The sequence below is a fragment of the Caballeronia sp. J97 genome, from assembly GCF_905220305.1.
Classification (GTDB): domain Bacteria; phylum Pseudomonadota; class Gammaproteobacteria; order Burkholderiales; family Burkholderiaceae; genus Caballeronia.
The window spans coordinates 584,329-606,677 of record NZ_CAJMZL010000001.1; the positions used below are offsets into that span (position 1 = coordinate 584,329).

Sequence of the window (22,349 nt, forward strand, 5' to 3'; positions counted from 1 at the left end):
CCTTTCGCCGCGCGTCAGGGCAGAAGAATCGTCGAGCCGGTCGTCTTGCGCGCTTCGAGGTCTTCGTGCGCGCGCGCCGCATCGGCCAGCGGATAACGCTGGCGCACGTTCGTCTTCACCTTGCCCGCCGAGACGACTTCGAACAGCTCCGCCGCCATTGCATCGAGATCGCTGCGTTTGGCGATATAGCTGAAGAGCGTCGGCCGCGTGAAATAGAGCGAGCCGCGGCCGGCGAGCTCGGACGAATCGAGCGGCGGCAGCGGCCCGGACGAATTGCCGAAGCTCACGAACAAGCCGAGCGGCGCGAGGCAATCGAGCGACGCGATATACGTGTCCTTGCCGATCGAATCGTAGACGACGGGCACGCCCGCGCCGTTGGTGATTTCGCGCACGCGCTGCGTGAAATTCTCGCGGGTGTAGACGATCGGGTAATCGCAGCCGTGCGCCTTCGCGAGCTCGGCTTTCTCGTCAGAGCCGACCGTGCCGATCACCGTCGCGCCGAGCGCCTTCGCCCACTGGCAGGCGATCATGCCGACGCCGCCCGCGGCCGCGTGAATCAGCACGGTATCGCCCGCCTTCACGCGATAGGTCCGCCGCAGCAGATATTGCGCGGTGAGCCCTTGCAGCATGATCGACGCGGCGTCTTCGTAGCTGATCGAATCCGGCAGCCTGACGACGTAATCCGCCGACATCACGCGCTCTTCGGCGTAGGCGCCCGGCGGCCGCGACGCGTACGCGACGCGATCGCCCGGCGCGAACTGCGTGACGCCCTCGCCCACCGCCGTCACCTCGCCCGCGGCTTCCATGCCGAGGCCGCCGGGCAGCGGCATCGGATAAAGGCCGGTGCGGAAGTACACGTCGATGAAATTCAGCCCCACCGCATGATGCTTCACGCGGATCTCGCCCTTGCCCGGCGCGCCCACGTCCACGTCGACCCACTTCATGACTTCCGGGCCGCCTGCCTTTTCGAATCGGATTGCCTTGGTCATCGCTCGTTCATCTCCTGGGTTTTGCCCGCGCGCTTCAGGCTTCGCGCTGAAAGCGCAGGCGCAAGTCGTCGAGAATCATGCGCGCTGTCGCGATGTTGGTCGCGCACGGCACGTTGTGCACGTCGCAGGCGCGCACGAGCGCATTGATGTCGGGCTCGTGCGGTTGCGGGGTCATCGGATCGCGCAGGAAGATCACGACGTTCACGCGCCCTTCCGCCAGTTCCGCGCCGATCTGCAGGTCGCCGCCGTGCGGGCCGGACAGCTTGCGCTCCACTTCCAGTCCGTGCGCCGCCGCGATGCGCCCGCCGGTCGTGCCCGTCGCGACGAGATTGCATTGCGCGAGCGTGTCGACGAATTCGCCCGCGAGCGTGACGATGTCGTCCTTCTTCATGTCGTGCGCGATCAGCGCGACGCGTGTGGTCATGTCCGTAGTCCTCGATCAGTACGTGCCGGGGTATGCGCCGCCATCGATCAGCAGGTTCTGACCGGTGATGTAGCCCGCGTGCACGCTGCACAGGAACGCGCAGGCACGGCCGAACTCCTCCGACGTGCCGAATCGTCCCGCCGGCAGGCTTTGCGCGCGGCGCGCGCGCATGTCCTCGACCGAGATGTTCTGCGCCTTCGCCTGCGCTTCCATCGTCACGGCGATGCGGTCGGTGTCGAACGTGCCCGGCAGCAGATTGTTGATCGTGACGCCGGTCGATGCGACCTTGCGCGCGACACCCGCGACAAAGCCGGTCAGGCCCGAACGCGCGCCGTTGGACAGGCCGAGCACGTCGATCGGCGCCTTCACCGACGAGCTCGTGATGTTCACCACGCGCCCGAAGCCGCGCTCGATCATCCCGTCGATGGTCGCCTTGATCAGCTCGATCGGCGTCAGCATGTTGCCTTCCAGCGCCTTGATCCACATGTCGTGCGTGAAGGTGCGGAAGTCGCCCGGCGGCGGGCCGCCCGCGTTGTTAACCAGAATGTCCGGCGCCGGGCAGGCGGCGAGCGCGGCGGCGTGGCCTTCGGGTGTCGTGATGTCGCCCGCGACGGTTTTCACGTCGACGCCGTAGGTCGCGCGGATGTGCGCCGCCGTCGCTTCGAGCGTTTCGGCCGTGCGCGCGGTGATCACCAGATTCACGCCTTCCGCGGCGAGCGCTTCGGCACATCCGCGTCCGAGCCCCTTGCTCGCCGCGCACACCAGCGCGGTGCGGCCCGCGATTCCCATGTCCATCGTTCATCCTCCTTGTCATTGTTGCGATCGGCGTAGGCGCCTCTCGCGCAATTCTAGAAGAATCGGGGCGGCAACGTCGGCGGCCGCTTCGGATCGGGCGCGCGATTCTTCTTAGGCGCGGGCGGGCTTTTGGGTAAACTGTCGCCACTGTCCGCTCCCCGGCGCGTCAGAGGCAGAACATCACACGAGCAGGACGCGCAGCGCGCGAGACCCATGAAACAAGACAGCCGCTTTCCCAATCTCTTCATCCTCGATCACCCGCTGATCCAGCACAAGCTCACGCACATGCGCGACAAGGACACGTCGACGCGCACGTTCCGCGAGCTCCTGCGGGAAATCACGCTGCTGATGGGCTACGAAATCACGCGCAATCTGCCGCTCACGACCAAGCGCGTGGAAACGCCGCTCGTCGAGATCGACGCGCCGGTGATCGCCGGCAAGAAGCTCGCGATCGTGCCGGTCCTGCGCGCGGGCATCGGCATGTCGGACGGCCTGCTCGATCTGGTGCCGTCGGCGCGGGTCGGGCATATCGGCGTGTATCGGGCGGAGGATCATCGTCCGGTCGAGTATCTCGTGCGCCTGCCGCCGGATCTCGAAGAACGCGTCTTCATCCTGTGCGATCCGATGGTCGCGACAGGCTACTCCGCGGTGCACGCCGTCGACGTGATGAAGCGCCGCAACGTGCAGGCCGAGAACATCGTGTTCGTCGCGCTGGTCGCCGCGCCCGAGGGCGTCAAGGTATTCCAGGACGCGCATCCGGACGTGAAGCTCTATGTCGCGTCGCTCGATTCGCATCTGAACGACCATGCGTATATCGTTCCCGGTCTCGGCGACGCGGGCGACCGTCTGTTCGGCACGAAGAATTAAGCGTTCGCACCGACTGCTCCGACCGCCGCGCCCCGTGCGCGGCGGTTTGCGTTTACGGCCGGCTTCGCGGGATTTCGGCGCGATTCGCTGAAATTTCGCACGGTTTGTGCCGGTTTTCCGTTGCCGGCCCGCGCTGCGCGGTACTGAGAGCGCCTGCCGCCATGCTAAAATTTCGGTCTGTTCCTATTCGGATTGCGCCGGATCAGACGATCCGCCGAGCCAATCCGGCTGCCGCCCGAGAAGCGCGCAGCGGACAGAAACATTCAGCACGACAGCACACTAGGCGCCCGGCCTCATGCCCGCGCGCGATGGAGAAAGGTAATGGCGGGTCATTCGAAATGGGCCAACATCAAGCATAAGAAAGCCGCGGCCGACGCGAAGAAGGGCAAGGTCTGGACGCGCCTCATCAAGGAAATCCAGGTTGCGGCGCGCATGGGCGGCGGCGAGATCGACTCGAACCCGCGCCTGCGTCTGGCCGTCGACAAGGCTTACGACGCCAACATGCCGAAGGACAACATCAACCGCGCGATCCAGCGCGGCACCGGCGGCGTCGACGGCGCGAACTACGAGGAAATCCGTTACGAAGGCTACGGCATCGGCGGCGCTGCGATCATCGTCGACACAATGACGGACAACCGCACCCGCACCGTCGCGGAAGTGCGCCACGCGTTCTCGAAGTTCGGCGGCAACATGGGCACGGACGGCTCGGTGTCGTTCATGTTCGATCACGTCGGCCAGTTCCTGTTCGCGCCCGGCACGCCGGAAGACAAGCTGATGGACGCCGCGCTCGAATCCGGTGCGGACGACGTCGTGACGAACGAAGACGGCAGCATCGAAGTGATTTGTCCCCCGAACGATTTCCAGAAGGTGAAGGACGCGCTCGAAGCCGCGGGCTTCAAGGCTGAACTCGCCGAAGTGACGATGAAACCGCAGACGGAAGTCGAATTCAGCGGCGACGACGCCGTGAAAATGCAAAAACTGCTCGATGCGCTCGAAAATCTCGACGACGTGCAGGAAGTCCATACAAACGCCGCGATCAACGAAGACTGAGCTTCGGGTCGCACCGGGCGCGGTGGCGTCGGAAGCCGCCGCGCCCGCGCATGAAATGTCTTTCGCTTCGGCTCATGCCGGAGCGGCGCCGCGCGATCTTCGCGGCGCGGCATCGCCCCTGGAAGGCGCGTGACGCAGCCGATGTCAGCGCGAGCCGCCTTCGCGACGTCATGACCGATGTCATGCGCGCGCTTCACGGTCGATGCGTCCACCGCTTTTTCTCAAGCCGCTTTTTGTCAGGATTTCGGGGATTCACATGAAGTTACTCGTCGTCGGTTCCGGCGGCCGCGAACACGCGCTGGCCTGGAAGCTCGCGCAATCGCCGCGCGTGCAGATCGTCTATGTGGCGCCGGGCAACGGCGGCACCGCGCAGGACGAGCGCCTGCGCAACGTCGACATCACGGACCCGGCGGAGCTCGCCGATTTCGTCGAGAAGGAACATGTCGCGTTCACGCTCGTCGGGCCGGAACAGCCGCTCGCCGCTGGCATCGTCAATCTGTTTCGTTCTCGCGGCCTGAAAATCTTCGGCCCGAGCAAGGAAGCGGCGCAGTTGGAGAGCTCGAAGGACTTCGCGAAGGCGTTCATGAAGCGCCACAAGATCCCGACCGCCGAATACGAAACCTTCTCCGAGCTCGCCGCCGCCCACGCCTACATCGACGCGAAAGGCGCGCCGATCGTCATCAAGGCGGACGGACTGGCTGCCGGCAAGGGCGTCGTCGTCGCGATGACGCTGGAAGAGGCGCACGCCGCCGTCGATTCGATGCTCGCGGACAACAAGCTCGGCGATGCGGGCGCGCGCGTCGTGATCGAGGAATTTCTCGCGGGCGAGGAAGCGAGCTTCATCGTGATGGTGGACGGCAAGCATGTGCTGCCGCTCGCGTCCAGTCAGGACCACAAGCGCCTGCTCGACGGCGACAAGGGTCCGAACACCGGCGGCATGGGCGCCTATTCGCCCGCGCCGATCGTCACGCCGCAACTGCACGCGCGCGTGATGCGCGAGATCATCCAGCCGACCGTGCGCGGCATGGAAAGCGAGGGCATCCGCTTCACCGGCTTCCTGTACGCCGGCCTGATGATCGACGCGAACGGTAACCCGAAGACGCTCGAATTCAACTGCCGCATGGGCGATCCCGAAACGCAGCCGATCATGGCGCGCCTGAAGGGCGACTTCTCGAAGGTCGTGGAAATGGCGATCGACGGCAAGCTCGACGCGGTCGATCTCGACTGGGACCGCCGCACGGCGCTCGGCGTCGTGCTCGCGGCGCACAACTATCCGGAAACGCCGCGCAAGGGCGACCGCATCAGCGGCATTCCTGAGGAAACCGAGAATTCCGTCACTTTCCACGCAGGCACGACGCTGACCGACGGCAAGCTCACGACCTCGGGCGGGCGCGTGCTGTGCGTCGTCGGATTGGCGGATTCCGTGCGCGGCGCGCAATCCGTGGTCTACGATACAGTCAACCAGATTTCGTTCGATGGCATGCAGTACCGCCGGGACATCGGCTATCGGGCGGTGAACCGCAAGCAGCCGGCGGACAAGCAGTCCGACAAGCACTGAAACGGCGCGGCTCGCGCCGCACGAGCACGCGCGCTGCCGGACCTCGTGTCCGGCAGCGCGCTTTTGAACGTTTTGAGACGAAGGGTTAACCCCGCCCATTCATGGCCGCCCACAGGGCGCACGCAGCAATCGATGAGTGAACCGAACCGCAGCGCGGAACAACGCAACGAACACGACGCAGCCCACGATATCGCGGCCGTCCGCGATTATCTGACGGGCCTGCAGACGCGCATCGCCGATGCGCTCGGCGCCTTCGACGGCACCGCCTTCGCCACCGACGCCTGGACCCGCGAGCCCGGTGCGCATCTGCGCGGCGGCGGCGTGACGCGCATTCTGGAAGGCGGCGGATTTTTCGAGCGCGGCGGCATCGGCTTCTCCGATGTGCAGGGCGACGCGCTGCCGCCCTCCGCGAGCGCGGCGCGTCCGCAGCTCGCCGGTCGCGGATTCGAGGCGCTCGGCGTATCGCTCGTCATGCATCCGCGCAATCCGCACTGCCCGACCGTGCACATGAACGTGCGCATGCTCACGGCGACGAAGGAAGGCGAAGCGCCGATCTTCTGGTTCGGCGGCGGCATGGATCTGACGCCGATCTACGGCTACGAGGACGATGCGCGGCATTTCCATCGGGTTTGCCGCGACGCGCTCGATCCGTTCGGCGCCGAGCTGTATCCGCGCTTCAAGACCTGGTGCGACGAGTACTTCCATCTGAAACATCGCAACGAGCAGCGCGGCATCGGCGGGATCTTCTTCGACGACTTCTCGGAGCCGGGCTTCGAGCGTGCGTTCGCGATGATGCGAAGCGTCGGCGATGCGTTCCTGAAGGCATATCTGCCGGTCATCGAGCGCCGCCGCGACACGCCCTATACGGAGCGCGAGCGCGAGTTCCAGGCGTACCGGCGCGGCCGCTATGTCGAATTCAATCTCGTGTTCGACCGCGGCACGCATTTCGGCCTGCAAAGCGGCGGACGCACCGAGTCGATCCTGATGTCGATGCCGCCCGGCGCGAACTGGCGCTATGACTGGAAACCGGCGCCGGGCACGCCGGAAGCACGGCTGTACGAAGACTTCCTGGTGCGGCGGGAATGGCTTTGACGCCCTGCCTTTCGCGTGTCGGCCTGTTCGGCGGCACCTTCGATCCGATTCACAACGGGCATCTCGCGCTCGCGCGACGCTTCGTCGAGTTGCTGCAACTGACCGAGCTCGTGCTGCTGCCCGCCGGTCAGCCGTGGCAGAAGGCGGGCGTATCGGCGCCGGAGCATCGGCTGGCGATGACGCGCGCGGCGGCGGCGTCGCTCGCGCTCGACGGCGTTCGCATCACCGTCGCCACCGATGAAATCGACCGCCGGGGCGACACCTATACCGTCGACACGCTCGCGCACTGGCGCGAGCGCGAAGGCGCCGACGCGTCGATTTCGCTGTTGATGGGCGCCGATCAGCTCGTCAAGCTCGATTCGTGGCATCAGTGGAAGCGGCTCTTCGACTACGCGCACATCTGCGTGGAGACGCGCGCGGGCTTCGACGTCGCGTCCTTGCCCGCCGCCGTCGCAGCCGAACTCGAAGCGCGCCGCGCAACGCCCGACGTTTTACGCGCGAGCCCGCACGGTCGCATGCACATCGACGAAATGCTTCTTCTCGACGTATCCGCCACGGCGATCCGCGAGGAAGCGCGAACGATGCGAGGCGCGACCGACGCCCGCGCTCAGGTCCCTGAGGCTGTATGGGACTATATTGTTCAACATCACCTGTACCAGACACGGTAACCATGGAACTTCAGAAGCTTCAACGCGCGATCATCGACGGTCTCGAAGACGTCAAGGCGCAAGACATCAAGGTGTTCAACACGACCCACCTCACGTCGCTGTTCGACCGCGTGGTCGTGGCGAGCGGCACGTCCAACCGGCAGACCAAGGCGCTCGCCAACAGCGTGCGCGAAAAGGTCAAGGAAGCGGGCGGCGACATCATCAGCACGGAAGGCGAAGAGATCGGCGAATGGGTGCTGGTCGATTGCGGCGACGCGGTCGTGCACATCCTGCAACCGGCGCTGCGCCAGTACTACAACCTCGAAGAAGTCTGGGGCGACAAGCCCGTGCGCGTGAAGCTGCAAAAGCCGAACATGTTCGGCGGCGCGAGCGTCATCGCCCCTGAAGACGACGAGGACGACGAAGACGACACGCCCGCCGTCAGACGTCCCGCGCGCAAGACCACGCGCAAGCACTGAAGCCGCTTCGTTTCATGAAGCTGGTCATCCTCGCCGTCGGACACAAGATGCCCGACTGGATCACGAATGGCTTCGACGAATACGCGAAGCGCATGCCGCCCGAGTTGCGCATCGAGCTGAAAGAGATCAAGCCCGAGCAGCGCTCATCGGGGCGCAATGCCGAAAGCGTGATGGCGGCCGAGAAGCAGCGCATCGAAGCCGCCTTGCCGAAGAACGCGCGCGTCGTCGCACTCGACGAACGCGGCCGCGACTGGACCACGATGCAGCTCGCGAACGCCCTGCCCGGCTGGCAGCAGGATGGCCGCGACGTCGCGTTCGTGATCGGCGGCGCGGACGGGCTCGATCCGGCCGTGAAGGCGCGCGCCGAACTGATGCTGCGCGTGTCGAGTCTCACGCTGCCGCATGGCATGGTGCGCGTGCTGCTCGCCGAACAGCTTTACCGCGCGTGGAGCATCACGCAGAATCATCCCTATCATCGCGCTTGAGGCCTTTTCGATGCCGGATCGAATGCCGTGCGCGCCATTCGAATCCCCATCAAGATGCCGACTTTTCCCTTCGTTTATCTCGCCTCGCAAAGCCCGCGCCGTCAGGAGCTGCTCCGTCAGCTCGGCGTGCAGTACGAACTCCTTCTTCCCCGTCCCGATGAAAACGCCGAAGCGCTCGAAGCCGAACTGCCGGGCGAAGCCGCGGATGCGTACGTCGTGCGCGTGTGCGCTTTGAAGGCACACGCGGCGCGCGCACGCCTCGTTGCGGGCGGCTTCGCTTCCGCGCCGATTCTCGTCGCCGACACGACCGTCACCATCGACGGACTGATCCTCGGCAAACCGCTGCACGAAGACGACGCCATCGCGATGCTCGAACGCCTCGCGGGCCGCGAGCATGAAGTGCTGACGGCGCTCGCCGTCGTCGATGCCGAAGGCGCATTGCTCGAACCCGCACTCTCGCGTTCGACGGTTCGCTTCGCCCGCGCGGATCGTGCTGCGCTGCAGCGCTACGCGGCATCGGGCGAGCCGCTGGGCAAGGCCGGCGCGTATGGCATTCAGGGCCGGGCCGCGGAGTTCATCGAGCGAATCGATGGGTCCTATTCGGGTATCATGGGTCTGCCCCTATTCGAAACCGCAGCGCTCTTGCGCGTGGCGCGCGTCGCATTCTAAACAGGCCATGAACGAAGAAATCCTGATCAACGTCACACCGCAGGAAACCCGCGTCGCACTGGTTCAGCAAGGCGCCGTTCAGGAGCTTCACGTCGAGCGCACGCTCTCGCGCGGGCGCGTCGGCAACGTCTATCTCGGCAAGGTCGTGCGCGTGCTGCCGGGCATGCAGTCCGCGTTCATCGATATCGGTCTCGAGCGCGCCGCGTTTCTCCATGTCGCGGATATCTGGCATCCGCGCATCGCCGGCGAGCCGCATAACTCGCAGCCGCATACGCCGATCGAAAAGATCGTCTTCGAAGGCCAGTCGCTGATGGTGCAGGTCGTGAAGGACCCGATCGGCACCAAGGGCGCGCGCCTGTCGACGCAGGTGAGCATCGCGGGGCGCACGCTCGTGTATCTGCCGCAGGAGCCGCACATCGGCATCTCGCAGAAGATCGAGAGCGAAGCGGAACGCGAAGCCGTGCGCGCGCGTTTGACGGCCGTTCTGCCCGCCGACGAGAAAGGCGGCTACATCGTCAGGACGATCGCCGAAGACGCGACGAGCGAAGAGCTCGCGGCCGATGTCGCCTATCTGCGCAAGACATGGGCGACGATCGTCGCTCAGGCGCAGCGCGTGCCGCCCACCTCGCTGCTCTATCAGGATCTGAACCTCGCGCAACGTGTGCTGCGCGACTTCGTCAACGACGATACCTCACGCATTCAGGTCGATTCGCGCGAAACGTATCAGATGCTCGCGGATTTCGCGGCGGAGTTCACGCCGGCGGTCGCGTCACGTCTGCATCACTACACCGGCGAGCGGCCGCTGTTCGATCTATACAACATCGAGACGGAGATTCAGCGGGCGCTGTCGCGGCGCGTCGATCTGAAGTCGGGCGGCTATCTGATGATCGACCAGACCGAGGCGATGACGACCATCGACGTCAATACGGGCGGCTATGTCGGCGCGCGCAACTTCGATGACACGATCTTCAAGACCAATCTCGAAGCGGCGCATACGATCGCGCGGCAACTGAGGTTGAGGAATCTCGGCGGGATCATCATCATCGATTTCATCGACATGGAGAATGTCGAGCATCGGGATCAGGTGCTGGGCGAGCTCAAGAAGGCGCTGTCGCGTGATCGGACGCGCGTGACCGTGAACGGCTTCTCGCAGCTCGGGCTCGTCGAGATGACGCGAAAGCGCACGCGCGAGTCGCTGGCTCATGTGTTGTGCGAGCCTTGCCCGACGTGTCAGGGCAAAGGTCAGGTGAAGACGCCGCGCACCGTGTGCTACGACGTGCTGCGCGAAATCATGCGCGAATCGCGGCAGTTCAACCCGCGCGAGTTTCGCGTGGTGGCTTCGCAGCAGGTCATCGATCTGTTTCTGGAAGAAGAGTCGCAGCATCTCGCGATGCTGATGGACTTCATCGGGAAGCCGGTTTCGCTGCAGGTCGAGAGCAATCTCAGCCAGGAGCAGTACGACATCGTGTTGATGTAGCTTGCGCGAACACCTCGCCCGAAACCCGTTCGAGCGAGGCCGAAACCCTCGAGCAAAACCAACGTCCTTGCGTCACGCCGCCTGCTGCTGATACTGAATCCGATGCAAGTGCGCATAAAGCCCGTCCTTGCGCAGCAACTCGGCGTGACTCCCCTGCTCCGCGATTTTCCCCGCCTCCATCACGAGGATGCGGTCCGCGCGTTCGATCGTCGACAGACGGTGCGCGATGACGAGCGTCGTGCGGCCCTTCATCAGCGTCTCGAGCGCCGACTGCACGTGCCGCTCGGATTCCGAATCGAGCGCGGATGTCGCTTCGTCGAGAATCAGGATCGGCGCGTCCTTGTAGATCGCGCGCGCGATCGCGAGACGCTGGCGCTGTCCACCCGACAGACGCATGCCGTTGCCGCCGACGAGCGTATCGATTCCGTCCGGCAGCGACGCGACGACATCGGACAGATTGGCCGCCGCGAGCGCCGACATCACGCGCTCGCGATCCGGTGTCTGACCGTAAGCAACGTTCGCCGCGATCGTATCGTTGAAGAGCACGACGTCCTGGCTGACCATTGCGAGCTGGCCGCGCAGATCGTGCAGGTTGTACTCGGTGATCGGCACGCCATCGACGAGCACCTGACCGGCGCGCGGATCGAAGAAGCGCGGCAGCAGATTCACAAGCGTCGTCTTGCCGCTGCCCGACGGGCCCGCGAGCGCGACCATTTCGCCCGGCGCGACCTTGAATGACACGCGATCGAGCGTCGGCCGGTCAATCGAGCCGTAGCTAAAGGACACGTCGCGGAATTCGACTTCGCCACGCGCACGTTCGAGACGACGGCCGCCGCCCTCGGGCTCGGCCGGCTCGTCGATCAGGCCGAAGATCAGCTCCGCGGCCGTCATGCCGCGCTGCATCGGCTGATTGATGTCGATCAGATGCTTGAGCGGCGAGATCACGAGCAGCATCGACGTGACGAACGCGACGAAACCGCCGACGGTCGTCTGATCGTTCGCCGACTGCACGACCGCGATCGTGATGACGATGGCGAGCGCGATGGACGCGAGAAATTGCGTAAGCGGCTGCGCGAGGCCGCCCGACACCTGCATGCGCATCGAGTAGCCGCGAAGGCGATGGCTCATCTCCGTGAAGCGATCGATCTCGTACGGCTCGCCGTTGTGCACCTTGACGACCTTGTAACCGCCGACCGTCTCCTCGACGATATACGACAGATCATTGGTCAGGGACTGATGCTCGCGGTTCAGGCGTCGCAGCCGTCTGTTGATCTTGCTCACCAGCCAGCCGATGGCGGGAAGAATCACCGCGACGATCAGCGTAAGGCGCCAGTTGAGGATGAACAGATAGCCGAGCAGAAACACGACCGTGAGGGAGTCGCGCACGAGCGTCACCACCACGCTCGACAGCACGCTCAGGATCTGATTGACCTCGAAGACGATCGCATTGATGACCGTGCTCGCGGTCTCGCGCTGGAAGAAGCCGGCGCTCGTGTGGATCATGCGCTGGAACATTTCGAGCCGCAGTTGCAGCAGGATCTTGTTCGTCACGTACGAGAGAAAATATCCCGATGCGTATTGCGCCCCGCCCCGTACGAGCGCGAGGCCGATCACCGCGGCCGGCACGAGCCATTTCGCGTGATCGCTGCTCTTCGAGCCGAAACCGTGGTCGAGCAGCGGTTTGAGCAGCATCGGGATGCCCGCCTCGGTCGCCGCGACGATGCCCATCGTCAACAGGCCGAGCATCACCATGCCGAAGAGCGGACGGATGTACGGCCATAGCCGCTTCATGACTGCCGTCGGCGAACTGCTTTCCTCGCCGCCGATCGGCTTGCGCAAACTTGCTTGCTTGTTCAAGAGCGTATCTCCGCTTCGCACGGCGCCTGACTCACCCGTCGCGCCGCGTTTGTTGGTATCGTCGTCAGCCGGGCGAGCCGGCTACCGATCAGCCGGTCGAATTCCGCCCCGGCTTGCCTTGCGGCTGGCGCGGGTCATGTGTGATGACCGCGAGCAGCACGGCCCAGAAGAGCGCGATGAGCGCGGTGCTCATCACCACTGTGAACACGTCGATGCTCAAACCGAAGATGATAACCGAGCCCGACACCGCGATTCCGCAATACGCGGCCGTCGACACGTCCCGGTGCGGCGATTTCCGATAGCGCACGAAATACACGAGCGGCCCGAAATAGATCAATGCCAGACAGACGACCCCGAGCGCGCCCAGTTCGGAGATCGTCGAGAAAAATTCGCTATGCGCGCGCTGATTGACGATGAAGTCCGGGACGTCGCCCTTGTTCGCCATGTCTCTCAGCGACGCCTCCAGATGTCCCTTGCCGACGCCCAGAAGCGGGTGCGTTTCGAAAAGCCGGATCGACGCGCGCCAGAGTTGCAGACGCGCGCCGATGGAACTATACGCATTCGAGCCTTCCGAAAGCTGGACGATGTCCGAGCGCGTCGCCATCACGCGCTCACGGCCGAGCGGCGATGCGAGCAAGGCCGACATGGCCATCACCGCGACGACCGCCGCGGCGAGCCAATGGCGGCGGCGTCTGACCCAGCCGAAATTGAGCGAGCACAGCACGAGGAAGAGCGGAATCGCGAGCCATCCGCCGCGCGTGCCCGACAAGTACGATGCATAGACGCCGCTCACGAGCCCCAGCAGCTTGATCGCAATGCCGACGCGCTTGGCCAGCACATTGGGATACTCGTCCCAGCGGATCGTCATCACGGAAAGAAATCCGAGCAGCAGCGCAGTGTTGCCGTATGGAATCGGGTTCGTATAATCGTTGCCGAGGCGATTGAGATCGTTGATCGTCATGTGAAGGTTGCTGTCCACGGCCCAGGCGCCCGCGCCGATGGCGCCGAGCGCGCAACCCCAGCCGAGCGCCTTCAGATGTCGGACCGGGAGGTTGACCAGCAACAGAAATATCGGCAGGCTCAGCGCCAGCCGCGACAGGCCGTCGAACTCGCGCGGCAGATAATAGCCCTCGATCGCCTGTTGCAACGGCAAGTAAACCATGAAGCACAGCATGGCCGCGGCGTACCAGGGATAAGCGGTGATGAGCAGACGGCCCCTCAACCGAAATGGCTTGCTGAATCCGGCGAAGAGCGCAATGGCGAGCAACACGAAAAAGCAGTAACCGGTTCCACCTCGCACGACCAGCGTGGTCGCGGGCGCCAGCAAAATCATGCTGGCGATGACGTAACGCAGAATTTTTTCCAAATCAATGAACCTGACATGGGTTCGACCGGCCGGTCCGGTCGCGCGCCCCGAAAACCCGCGATATTATAGCCGTTGCCGCCTGGCACGCTCTTCGCTCTCGGAACGCCTGACCCGCGACCGGGAAGGCACACCGGGTATTCCATGCGTTGTGAATTCGAAATGGCAGCTATTCCTGAAACAGAGCCGGACGCACCGCTCGCCAGCCTCCTGCTCATCACGTTCAATCAGCAAGAAACCGTTGCCGACGCGATCCGCGGCGCGCTGGCCCAGACCTGGACGCCGCTCGAAATCCTCATTTCCGACGATGCGTCCGCCGACGACACCTTCGCGGTCGCCGAGCGCGTCGTAGGCGACTATCGCGGCCCGCACACCGTCCGGCTCCTTCGCAACGAAAAAAATCTCGGCATCAGCGCGCATCTGAGCGCGCTCGCGGCATGCGCATCGGGTGAAATGCTCTTCATCGCGGCGGGCGACGATATCTCCCGGCCCGAGCGCGTGGAGCGCGTGATGCGCGACTGGCTCGCGAGCGGCAGGCGCTACGACCTCGTCGCAACGGATCTGCAGGACATCGACGCCGAAGGCAAACCGCACGGCGTGCTGCGGGTGACCGACCTCGACAACTACCGCAGCTTCGAAGACTGGTCGGGCAACAGGCCGCATGTCGTCGGCGCGGCGCACGCCTGGGCGCGCCGCCTCTTCCAGGAATTCGGGCCGATCGCGCCCGGCATCTACGGCGAAGATCAGATCATGACGTTTCGCGCGATCATGAGCCACGGCGCCCATACGCTGCATGAACCGCTCGTGCAGTACCGGCGCGGCGGCCTGTCGAGAAAGCGGAAATGGCGCACGCCCGCGGATTTCGTCGCGCGCATCAAGCTCGCGAATGTCAACGGCACGGGTGAAACGAGCCAGCTCATCGGCGATGCCGATAGAGTGGGTGTCGGCACGCCGATGCGCGCGCTGCTCGCGAAGAAGTCCGCGCGCGAAACCTACGTCAGCGCGATGTTCGGCGAGCGCTCGCTCGCGCGCAAGCTCGCGCTCGTGGCGACGTCGAAGGACGTGGACTTTGGCTTTCGCTTCAGAATGTTCATCTATGCCACCTGCCCGTGGCTGCTCTCGCCGTTCTTCTTCGTGAAGTGGCATATGTCCGGATGAGCGCGCGCGAACGCCGTGCCTCATCCGAACAGACTCACACGCGCTCGCGCCACCCGAAAGGCTTCATGACACTCCCGACCCTCGGCATCGCCATCATTACCCACAACGCGGCCGCGCGGCTCGCGCAATGCCTGCAGGCCGTTTCCTTTGCCGACGAGATCGTCGTCATCGATGGCGGCAGCACCGATGCGACCGTGGGCATCGCCGAGGCGCACCGCGCGCGCGTGATCGAGGCGCGCGACTGGCCGGGCTTCGGCCCGCAGAAAAACCGCGCACTCGATGCCCTCTCGACCGACTGGATCCTCTCCATCGACGCCGATGAAGTCGTGTCGCCCGAATTGGCCGCGTCGATCCGCGCCGCGATCACCGATCCGCAAGCGGACGTGTACGCGATCGACCGTCTGTCGAGCTTTTGCGGCGTGTGGGTCAAACACAGCGGCTGGTATCCGGACTGGATTCCGCGGCTCTTCCGGCGCGGCACCGCGCGCTTTTCGCCCGATCTCGTGCACGAACGGCTCGTGCTGTCGACGGGCAAACCCGTCGTGCATCTTTCCGGCAAGCTGATGCATTATTCCTACGAGGACTTCGAAGCGGTATTGCGCAAGCTGGACGCCTATTCCACGGCGGGTGCGAAGCAGCGTCACGCGGCCGGCAAGCGCAGCAGCTTCGGCATTGCGCTCGCGCGCGGCGCGTGGGCGTTCGCGCGCACTTACGTGCTGCGGCGCGGCTTCCTGGACGGAAAAGCCGGCTTCATGATCGCGGTATTCAACGCGCAGACGGTCTATTACCGCTTTCTGAAGCTCGCGCACATGAACGAAGTGCGCTGAAGAGTTCAGCGCTTTGCGTCGATATCGCGCGCGAGTTCGATCAACGCGCGCACGTGTGATTCGACGCTCGCGTCGTAGCGCACGGCATCGGCCGACACTCGCGGCGCGGCGCGCCGTCTTTCGATGGCGTCGAGCACCGTACGGCGCAGATCCTCGGCATCGCCCGATTTGAAGACGTGCTTCGCGTGATCCGCGATCGCATCGCAGCAGCCGATGCACGCCGGAAAGATCACCGGCGTTCCGCACATCACCGATTCGATCCCGACGAGCCCGAACGGTTCGTAGCTCGACGCGAGGATCGTGAAATCCGCCGCACGATACGCATCCTCGATATTCTTTGCATAGCCGAGATAGCGCACGTTCGGGGCCGGCCGCTCCGGCGCGCGCCCCGCGACGGCGATCACCACGTTCATCCCGGCGAGCGCCTTTGCGATCAGCGGCAAGCCCTTGCGCTCGTGACTGCTCGACGGAAACAGCAGCACGGTTTCATCGGATGCGAAGCCGAACTGCTCGCGCAGACGCGCACGCGCGGCGGCATCGACGGGCGAGAATCGCGCGCCGTCGACGGGCGGATACAGCACGCGAATTTTCCGGTCGTCCACGCCATACAATGCGCGCAATTCGTTGCGCATCATGTCGGAATGCGCGACGACCACTTTCGCCTGCGCGTATTGACGCCGCTCCAGCGCGATTTGCCTCGTGTCCGAGCGCTTCTCACGCCGTCCGGTCGCCCGCAGGAAGCCGATATGCGTGCCGCCGCAAATGGCGATTTCGGAACGTTCCACGCGATTGCAGCCGATCAGCACATCGACTTTCACCTTCTTGCGCGCGCGCTTCAGCGCCCACGAAAAATACGCGTCGCGCAGTTTGCCCGGCAGAAACGACACCTTGATGCGATGCGGCTCGACCAGCCGGCTCTCGGGCAGCGACATATCGATCTTGCGCGCGAAGAACGCGGGCTTGCGTCCGCCCTCGAAGCCCGCGGCGGCGAGGCCGCGCACGAGGTCCATCGCATAGCGTTCGAGTCCGCCGGAATGCTTGAGTGCATTCGCCGAAATGCCGATGCGCATCAGTAGACGATTTCGATCGCGCTGCCCGCGAACTCACCGCGCAACGCCGTGATGAGTTCGTCGGTCGGCTTGACGCGCCACGCGTCGCCGAGGCGCACTTCCCCTTCGGCATGCTCGCTGCGGTAGACGATGCTCACGTTCAGGCCGTTCGGAATGGGCGCGGATTGGCGAGAACGGCCGCCTTCACGGCCGCTCTCGCGCACGGGCGCCGGCGGCGGCGCTTCCTGCGCGCCCGCCGCATGCGCTTCGAGCACGCGGCGCAGACGCAGGGCATCGGCGTTGCCGTTCATTTCGACCTTCACGGACTGCGCGTATCGGCTGCGCGCGCGTTCGAGGTCCATCGCGGTGTCGACCGTGAAGCGGATGCCGCCCGTGAACGCGTCGTTGCGCGCCATGCCTTGCACGACGAGCAACTCGTCTTCCTTGAAGAGCGCCTTGTTCGCTTCGAACTGTTCGTTGAAGACGGTGACTTCGCACTGGCCGCTGCCGTCGTCGAGATTGACGATCAGCATCTTGCCGCGCTGGGTCATCTGCGTGCGCATTGCGGAGATCACGCCCGCGACGAGCTTGTCGCGCCCTTCCTTCAACTCGCCGATCTTCTGGCGCACGAAGCGGCGCACTTCACCCTTATAGGCATCGAACAGATGGCCGGAAAGATAAAAGCCGAGCGCGGTCTTTTCTTCCTGCAGACGCTTCTTGTCCGACCACTCCGCCTCGTCGACGTATTCGTGCTTCGCGAGCGGCGCGTCGCCCATATCGAAGAGGCCGGCCTGCATCGCGTTGGCGGCGGCCTGATCGGCGGCTTCCATCGCGAGCGGCACCGATGCGAGCAGTTGCGCGCGATTCGCGTGCAGCGTGTCGAACGCTCCGGAGCGGATGAGCGCTTCCACGGTGCGGCGATTCACGATGCGACGGTCGATGCGCTCGCAGAAATCGAACAGATCGACGAACGGGCCATCTTCACGTGCGCGCAGAATTTCCTCGATCGCATTCTGCCCGCTGCCCTTCACCGCGCCGAGACCGTAGCGAATGGTTTTCGAGCGCTTGCCGTCTGCTTCCGCGACGGGCTCGAAGCGATACGCCGAGTGGTTGATGTCGGGCGGCAACACCGCCATGCCGTTCGTCGCGCAGTCTTCGAAAAGGATCTTGACCTTGTCCGTGTCGTCCATGGCGAGCGACATGTTGGCCGCCATGAATTCCGCCGGATGATGCGCCTTCAGCCAGGCCGTGTGATAGGCGAGCAGCGCATAGGCCGCGGCGTGCGACTTGTTGAAGCCGTAGCCCGCGAACTTTTCCATCAAGTCGAAGGTTTCGTCCGCCTTCTCGCGCGTGAGCCCGTTCTTCGCCGCGCCTTCCGCGAAAATCTCGCGATGCTTGGCCATTTCCTCGGGCTTTTTCTTGCCCATCGCACGACGCAGCAAGTCCGCGCCGCCGAGCGAGTAGCCGCCGATGATCTGCGCCATCTGCATCACCTGCTCCTGATAGACCATGATCCCGTAGGTCTCTTTCAGAACAGGTTCGACGCGCGGATCCGGATACTCGACGATCTCGCGCCCGTGCTTGCGCGCGCAGAAGCTCGGGATCAGGTCCATCGGCCCCGGCCGATACAGCGCCACGAGCGCGATGATGTCCTCGAAGCGGTCCGGCTGCGCGTCTTTTAGCATGCCCTGCATGCCGCGGCTTTCCAGCTGGAACACGGCGACGGTGTTCGCTTTCTTGAGGATCGAGAACGACGCGGGATCGTCGAGCGGCACCTGCGCGAGATTCCAGTCCTTCTTCGACGGATCGAGACGGCGAATGTAGCGCTCGGCCCAGTCGAGGATCGTGAGCGTGGTCAGGCCCAGAAAGTCGAACTTCACGAGGCCGACGGCTTCGACATCGTCCTTGTCGTATTGACTGACGACGCCGCCGTCTTCGCCTTGCGTATAGAGCGGACAGAAATCCGTGAGCTTGCCCGGCGCGATCAGCACGCCGCCCGCGTGCATGCCGACGTTACGCGTGAGCCCTTCGACGCGCTGCGCGAGTTCGAGCAGCTGATGCACCTCGTCTTCGGAATCGAAGCGCTCCTGCAGCGCCGGCTCTTCCTTCATCGCGTCCGCGATGGTCACGTGCTTGCCCGGCTTGAACGGAATCAGCTTCGCGACGCCGTCTGTGAACATGTAGCCGAGATCGAGCACGCGGCCGATGTCGCGTACCGCCGCCTTTGCGGCCATCGTGCCGAACGTGGCGATCTGCGACACGGCGTCCGCGCCGTACTTGCCCTTCACGTACTGGATGACGCGGTCGCGCCCTTCCTGACAGAAGTCGATGTCGAAGTCGGGCATCGACACACGTTCCGGATTCAGGAATCGCTCGAACAGCAGGTTGTAGCGCAGCGGATCCAGATCGGTGATGCCGAGCGCATACGCGACCAGCGACCCCGCGCCCGAGCCGCGGCCCGGACCCACCGGCACGCCGTTGTTCTTCGCCCACATGATGAAGTCGGCGACGATCAGGAAGTAGCCCGGAAAGCCCATCTTGATGATGGTGCCGCACTCGAAGTCGAGCCGCGCGTAGTACGTCTCGCGCTGCGCATCGCGGTCGGTTTCATCGGGATAAAGCTGTTGCAGGCGGACTTCGAGGCCTTCCTTCGACAACTGCACGAGGTAGTCGTCGAGCGACATGCCATCGGGCGTCGGGAAAAGCGGCAGCTTCGGCTTGCCGAGTTCGAGCGTCAGATTGCAGCGCTTCGCGATCTCGACAGTGTTGGCGAGCGCCGAAGGAATGTCCGCGAAGAGCGCGCACATCTCGTCCTGCGTGCGGAAAAACTGGTCCTGCGTGAAGCGCTTCTGACGACGCGGATTCGCGAGAATATCGCCTTCGGAAATGCACACGCGCGCTTCGTGCGCGGTGAAGTCGTCGGGCGTCATGAACTGCATCGGATGCGTCGCGGCGACCGGCAGCTTCAGCTTCGCGGCGAGCTTGACCGCTTCCTGAACGTACGCCTGCTCGCCCGGTTGACCCGCGCGCTGCAATTCGATGTAGAACGCGTCCGGAAAGAGCTTCGCCCAGCGCTCGGCATTGCGTTGCGCGGATTGCGCGTTGCCCGCGGCGAATGCCATGCCGATGTCGCCCGACTGAGCACCCGAAAGCGCGAGCAATCCGGCCGCCAGACCTTCTTCGAGCCATTCCGCCAGCACCTCGGCGCGGCCGCGATACTGGTTCGTGAGCCACGCGCGGCTCAACAGCTCGCACAGGTTGAGATAGCCCTGTTTGTCGCGCACGAGAAGAAGGAGGCGCGAGGGCTTGTCGCGATCGGCGGGATTGGTGATCCAGACATCGCAGCCGGCGAGCGGCTTGACGCCCATGCCGCGCGCTTCCTTGTAGAAGCGCACGAGACCAAATGCGTTGCCCAGATCGGTCAGCGCGAGCGCGCCTTGCCCGTCTTTCGCGGCAGCCTTGACGACGTCGTCCAGCCGCACGATGCCGTCGGCAATCGAAAATTCGGAGTGGACGCGGAGATGAACGAAGCGGGGATCTGACATGGCGGTATTGTACATGCGGGACACATGCGAAAACGGGTGCGGCGAAACGCTTTGGCCGAACGGACAAGGCTCCGCGCGGGCCCGAAATTGCGCACGCGCAAGGCTTCCCGACACGGCGGCTGGAATCCGGCAAAGCCCGGCGCCGTTTGCGGGATAATACGTGTTTCGTGCGCGACTTTTACCCGCACTTTTTACCCGTCACGGCCGTTTTGCGCGTCAACCGATCATGAGCATCCTGAATCTCTCCGCCTACAAATTCGTCACCATCGAGGACGGCCCCGCGTGGCGGCCGCTCGTCACCGAACGCTGCAACGCGCTCGGCCTGAAGGGCACGATTCTGCTCGCGCCGGAGGGCATCAATCTTTTCATCGCCGGGCCGATTGCCGAAGTCCGCGCATTCATCGATTACATCCGCACGGACGCGCTCTTCGGCGGCCGTTTCGCCGATCTGCAATTCAAGGAAAGCCTTTCCGCGAAGCAGCCGTTTCGCCGCATGCTGGTGAAGCTCAAGCGCGAGATCATCACGATGAAAAAGCCGGCGATCAAGCCGGAACTCGGCCGCGCGCCGTCCGTCGACGCGCCCACGCTGAAAGCCTGGCTCGATCGCGGTCACGACGACGCAGGCCGTCCCGTCGTCATGCTCGACACGCGCAATGCGTTCGAAGTCGATGTCGGCACGTTCGACAATGCGCTCGACTACCGCATCACGAAATTCAGCGAGTTTCCGGAAGTGATCGAGCAGAATCGCGCGGATCTGGACGGCAAGACGATCGTGTCGTTCTGCACTGGCGGTATTCGCTGCGAAAAGGCCGCGATTCACATGAAGGAAGTCGGCATCGAGCACGTTTATCAGCTCGAAGGCGGCATTCTGAAGTACTTCGAGGAAGTCGGCGGCGCGCACTACAACGGCGAATGCTTCGTGTTCGATTACCGGACGGCGCTCGATCCGAACCTGCAGCCGACCGCGACCGCGCAATGTTTCGGTTGCCGCGCCGTAGTGTCGGTCGAAGAACAGCAGTCGCCGTTCTATCGGCCGGGCGAGACCTGTCCCGCATGCCATCCCGGTGCGAAGGTCGGCCAGGCGGCGTAAGCCCCATTCGATGACCTATCGCGGCCGCTTCGCGCCCTCGCCCACCGGCCCGCTGCACGCGGGTTCGCTCGTCAGCGCGCTCGCGAGTTTTCTCGATGCGCGCGCGCATGCCGGAAGCTGGATCGTGCGCATCGAAGATGTCGACGCGCCGCGCACCGTCCCTGGCGCCGCCGATGAAATCCTCGCGACGCTCGATCACTTCGGCATGCACCCGGACGAGCCGCCCGTCTGGCAAAGCGAGCGCGGCGATGCGTATCAGGTCGCGTTCGAGCGTCTGCAGGGAACGGGGCTCATCTATCCGTGCGGCTGCACGCGGCGCGAAATCGCGGACTCGCTGGTGAACGCGCACGCGCGCCATGCGACGCTCGCCTATCCCGGCACATGCCGCAACGGCCTGCACGGCAAGCCCGCGCGCGCATGGCGGCTGCGCGTGCCGGACGGCGATGCGGCAGTCGTCACGTTCGTCGATCGCTGGCAAGGAGCGCAAACGCAGAATCTCGCCACGGAAGTCGGCGACTTCGCGCTGAAACGCGCGGATGGGCTGTGGGCCTATCAACTCGCGGTCGTCGTCGACGATGCCGATGCCGGTATCAGCCACGTCGTGCGCGGCGCCGACCTGCTCGATTCGACCGCGCGGCAAATCTATCTGCAGCAGTGCCTCGGGGTATCGACGCCGGTCTATCTGCATGTGCCGGTCGTCAACAACGGCATCGGCGAAAAGCTGAGCAAGCAGACGGGCGCGGCAGCGCTCGACCGGAACGCGCCGCTAGACGCGCTCGTCGAGGCGGCGCGGCATCTCGGCATCGACGTGACGGCCGAATCGCTCGACACGTTCTACAGCGCCGCGACGGCCGCGTGGGCCCGGCGCTTCGCGCGCTAAAGGCAAAAAAGGCAGCCACGCGGGCTGCCTTTTCCGATTCAAAGCTCG

At 64.5% G+C, this 22,349-nt stretch carries 20 protein-coding genes; 13 read left to right on the forward strand and 7 right to left on the reverse strand.

What is annotated here, in order from left to right:
• Nucleotides 1-14: 14 nt before the first annotated feature.
• Genes U4Y90_RS02615 through U4Y90_RS02625 form a run of 3 tightly spaced genes read right to left on the reverse strand, consistent with a single transcriptional unit; the run spans nucleotide 15 to nucleotide 2,208 of the window.
• Nucleotides 15-989, reverse strand: coding sequence for a quinone oxidoreductase (locus U4Y90_RS02615; RefSeq protein ID WP_321791890.1), 975 nt, complete (start codon nucleotides 987-989; stop codon nucleotides 15-17).
• Nucleotides 990-1,023: 34 nt separating this feature from the next.
• Nucleotides 1,024-1,413, reverse strand: coding sequence for a methylglyoxal synthase (locus U4Y90_RS02620; protein ID WP_321791892.1), 390 nt, complete (start codon nucleotides 1,411-1,413; stop codon nucleotides 1,024-1,026).
• A gap of 15 nt (nucleotides 1,414-1,428) precedes the next feature.
• Nucleotides 1,429-2,208: an SDR family oxidoreductase gene (locus U4Y90_RS02625; protein ID WP_321791894.1), complete on the reverse strand. Its 780-nt coding sequence runs from the start codon at nucleotides 2,206-2,208 to the stop codon at nucleotides 1,429-1,431.
• A gap of 213 nt (nucleotides 2,209-2,421) precedes the next feature.
• Here U4Y90_RS02625 and upp point away from each other — a divergent pair, with 213 nt between their 5' ends.
• The 9 genes from upp (at nucleotide 2,422) to rng (ending at nucleotide 10,532) form a co-directional block, all read left to right on the forward strand.
• A complete protein-coding gene (gene upp, locus U4Y90_RS02630; protein WP_321791896.1) occupies nucleotides 2,422-3,075 on the forward strand; it encodes a uracil phosphoribosyltransferase in 654 nt (217 codons plus the stop codon).
• Between the two features lie 321 nt (nucleotides 3,076-3,396).
• A complete protein-coding gene (locus tag U4Y90_RS02635) occupies nucleotides 3,397-4,125 on the forward strand; it encodes a YebC/PmpR family DNA-binding transcriptional regulator (RefSeq protein ID WP_061135751.1) in 729 nt (242 codons plus the stop codon).
• A gap of 256 nt (nucleotides 4,126-4,381) precedes the next feature.
• Nucleotides 4,382-5,683: a phosphoribosylamine--glycine ligase gene (gene purD, locus U4Y90_RS02640; RefSeq protein WP_321791900.1), complete on the forward strand. Its 1,302-nt coding sequence runs from the start codon at nucleotides 4,382-4,384 to the stop codon at nucleotides 5,681-5,683.
• 132 nt (nucleotides 5,684-5,815) lie between these two features.
• Entirely contained in the window at nucleotides 5,816-6,775 is a 960-nt protein-coding gene (gene hemF / locus U4Y90_RS02645) for an oxygen-dependent coproporphyrinogen oxidase (RefSeq protein WP_321791902.1), read from the forward strand.
• Complete coding sequence (locus U4Y90_RS02650) at nucleotides 6,766-7,443, forward strand: nicotinate-nucleotide adenylyltransferase (RefSeq protein ID WP_321791904.1); 678 nt, start codon at nucleotides 6,766-6,768, stop codon at nucleotides 7,441-7,443. Before hemF ends, U4Y90_RS02650 begins: the two co-directional genes overlap by 10 nt.
• A gap of 2 nt (nucleotides 7,444-7,445) precedes the next feature.
• Nucleotides 7,446-7,901 (forward strand): ribosome silencing factor, encoded by a 456-nt coding sequence (rsfS, locus tag U4Y90_RS02655; RefSeq protein ID WP_321791906.1) that lies wholly within the window; start codon nucleotides 7,446-7,448, stop codon nucleotides 7,899-7,901.
• Between the two features lie 14 nt (nucleotides 7,902-7,915).
• Nucleotides 7,916-8,386 (forward strand): 23S rRNA (pseudouridine(1915)-N(3))-methyltransferase RlmH, encoded by a 471-nt coding sequence (rlmH, locus tag U4Y90_RS02660; protein ID WP_250512606.1) that lies wholly within the window; start codon nucleotides 7,916-7,918, stop codon nucleotides 8,384-8,386.
• A 54-nt stretch (nucleotides 8,387-8,440) separates the two neighbouring features.
• Nucleotides 8,441-9,055 (forward strand): Maf family protein, encoded by a 615-nt coding sequence (locus U4Y90_RS02665; RefSeq protein ID WP_321791909.1) that lies wholly within the window; start codon nucleotides 8,441-8,443, stop codon nucleotides 9,053-9,055.
• A gap of 7 nt (nucleotides 9,056-9,062) precedes the next feature.
• A complete protein-coding gene (rng, locus tag U4Y90_RS02670) occupies nucleotides 9,063-10,532 on the forward strand; it encodes a ribonuclease G (protein WP_321791911.1) in 1,470 nt (489 codons plus the stop codon).
• 72 nt (nucleotides 10,533-10,604) lie between these two features.
• Here the strand turns inward: rng and msbA are convergent, their stop codons facing one another.
• Nucleotides 10,605-12,323: a lipid A export permease/ATP-binding protein MsbA gene (msbA, locus tag U4Y90_RS02675; RefSeq protein WP_415749289.1), complete on the reverse strand. Its 1,719-nt coding sequence runs from the start codon at nucleotides 12,321-12,323 to the stop codon at nucleotides 10,605-10,607.
• A gap of 154 nt (nucleotides 12,324-12,477) precedes the next feature.
• Complete coding sequence (locus U4Y90_RS02680; protein WP_321791915.1) at nucleotides 12,478-13,755, reverse strand: O-antigen ligase family protein; 1,278 nt, start codon at nucleotides 13,753-13,755, stop codon at nucleotides 12,478-12,480.
• A 159-nt stretch (nucleotides 13,756-13,914) separates the two neighbouring features.
• Between U4Y90_RS02680 and U4Y90_RS02685 the strand changes: the two genes are divergently transcribed.
• Together U4Y90_RS02685 and U4Y90_RS02690 are read left to right on the forward strand one after the other, a co-directional pair.
• Complete coding sequence (locus U4Y90_RS02685) at nucleotides 13,915-14,910, forward strand: glycosyltransferase family 2 protein (protein ID WP_321791917.1); 996 nt, start codon at nucleotides 13,915-13,917, stop codon at nucleotides 14,908-14,910.
• 65 nt (nucleotides 14,911-14,975) lie between these two features.
• Entirely contained in the window at nucleotides 14,976-15,737 is a 762-nt protein-coding gene (locus tag U4Y90_RS02690; RefSeq protein WP_321791919.1) for a glycosyltransferase family 2 protein, read from the forward strand.
• A gap of 5 nt (nucleotides 15,738-15,742) precedes the next feature.
• Here the strand turns inward: U4Y90_RS02690 and U4Y90_RS02695 are convergent, their stop codons facing one another.
• Together U4Y90_RS02695 and dnaE are read right to left on the reverse strand one after the other, a co-directional pair.
• A complete protein-coding gene (locus tag U4Y90_RS02695; RefSeq protein WP_321791921.1) occupies nucleotides 15,743-16,807 on the reverse strand; it encodes a glycosyltransferase family 4 protein in 1,065 nt (354 codons plus the stop codon).
• Nucleotides 16,807-20,346: a DNA polymerase III subunit alpha gene (gene dnaE / locus U4Y90_RS02700; protein WP_415749282.1), complete on the reverse strand. Its 3,540-nt coding sequence runs from the start codon at nucleotides 20,344-20,346 to the stop codon at nucleotides 16,807-16,809. The genes U4Y90_RS02695 and dnaE overlap by 1 nt, the downstream gene beginning before the upstream one ends.
• Nucleotides 20,347-20,557: 211 nt before the next feature.
• Between dnaE and U4Y90_RS02705 the strand changes: the two genes are divergently transcribed.
• Nucleotides 20,558-21,421, forward strand: coding sequence for a sulfurtransferase (locus U4Y90_RS02705; protein WP_321791925.1), 864 nt, complete (start codon nucleotides 20,558-20,560; stop codon nucleotides 21,419-21,421).
• 10 nt (nucleotides 21,422-21,431) lie between these two features.
• A complete protein-coding gene (gluQRS, locus tag U4Y90_RS02710; RefSeq protein ID WP_321791926.1) occupies nucleotides 21,432-22,301 on the forward strand; it encodes a tRNA glutamyl-Q(34) synthetase GluQRS in 870 nt (289 codons plus the stop codon).
• Nucleotides 22,302-22,349: the final 48 nt, after the last annotated feature.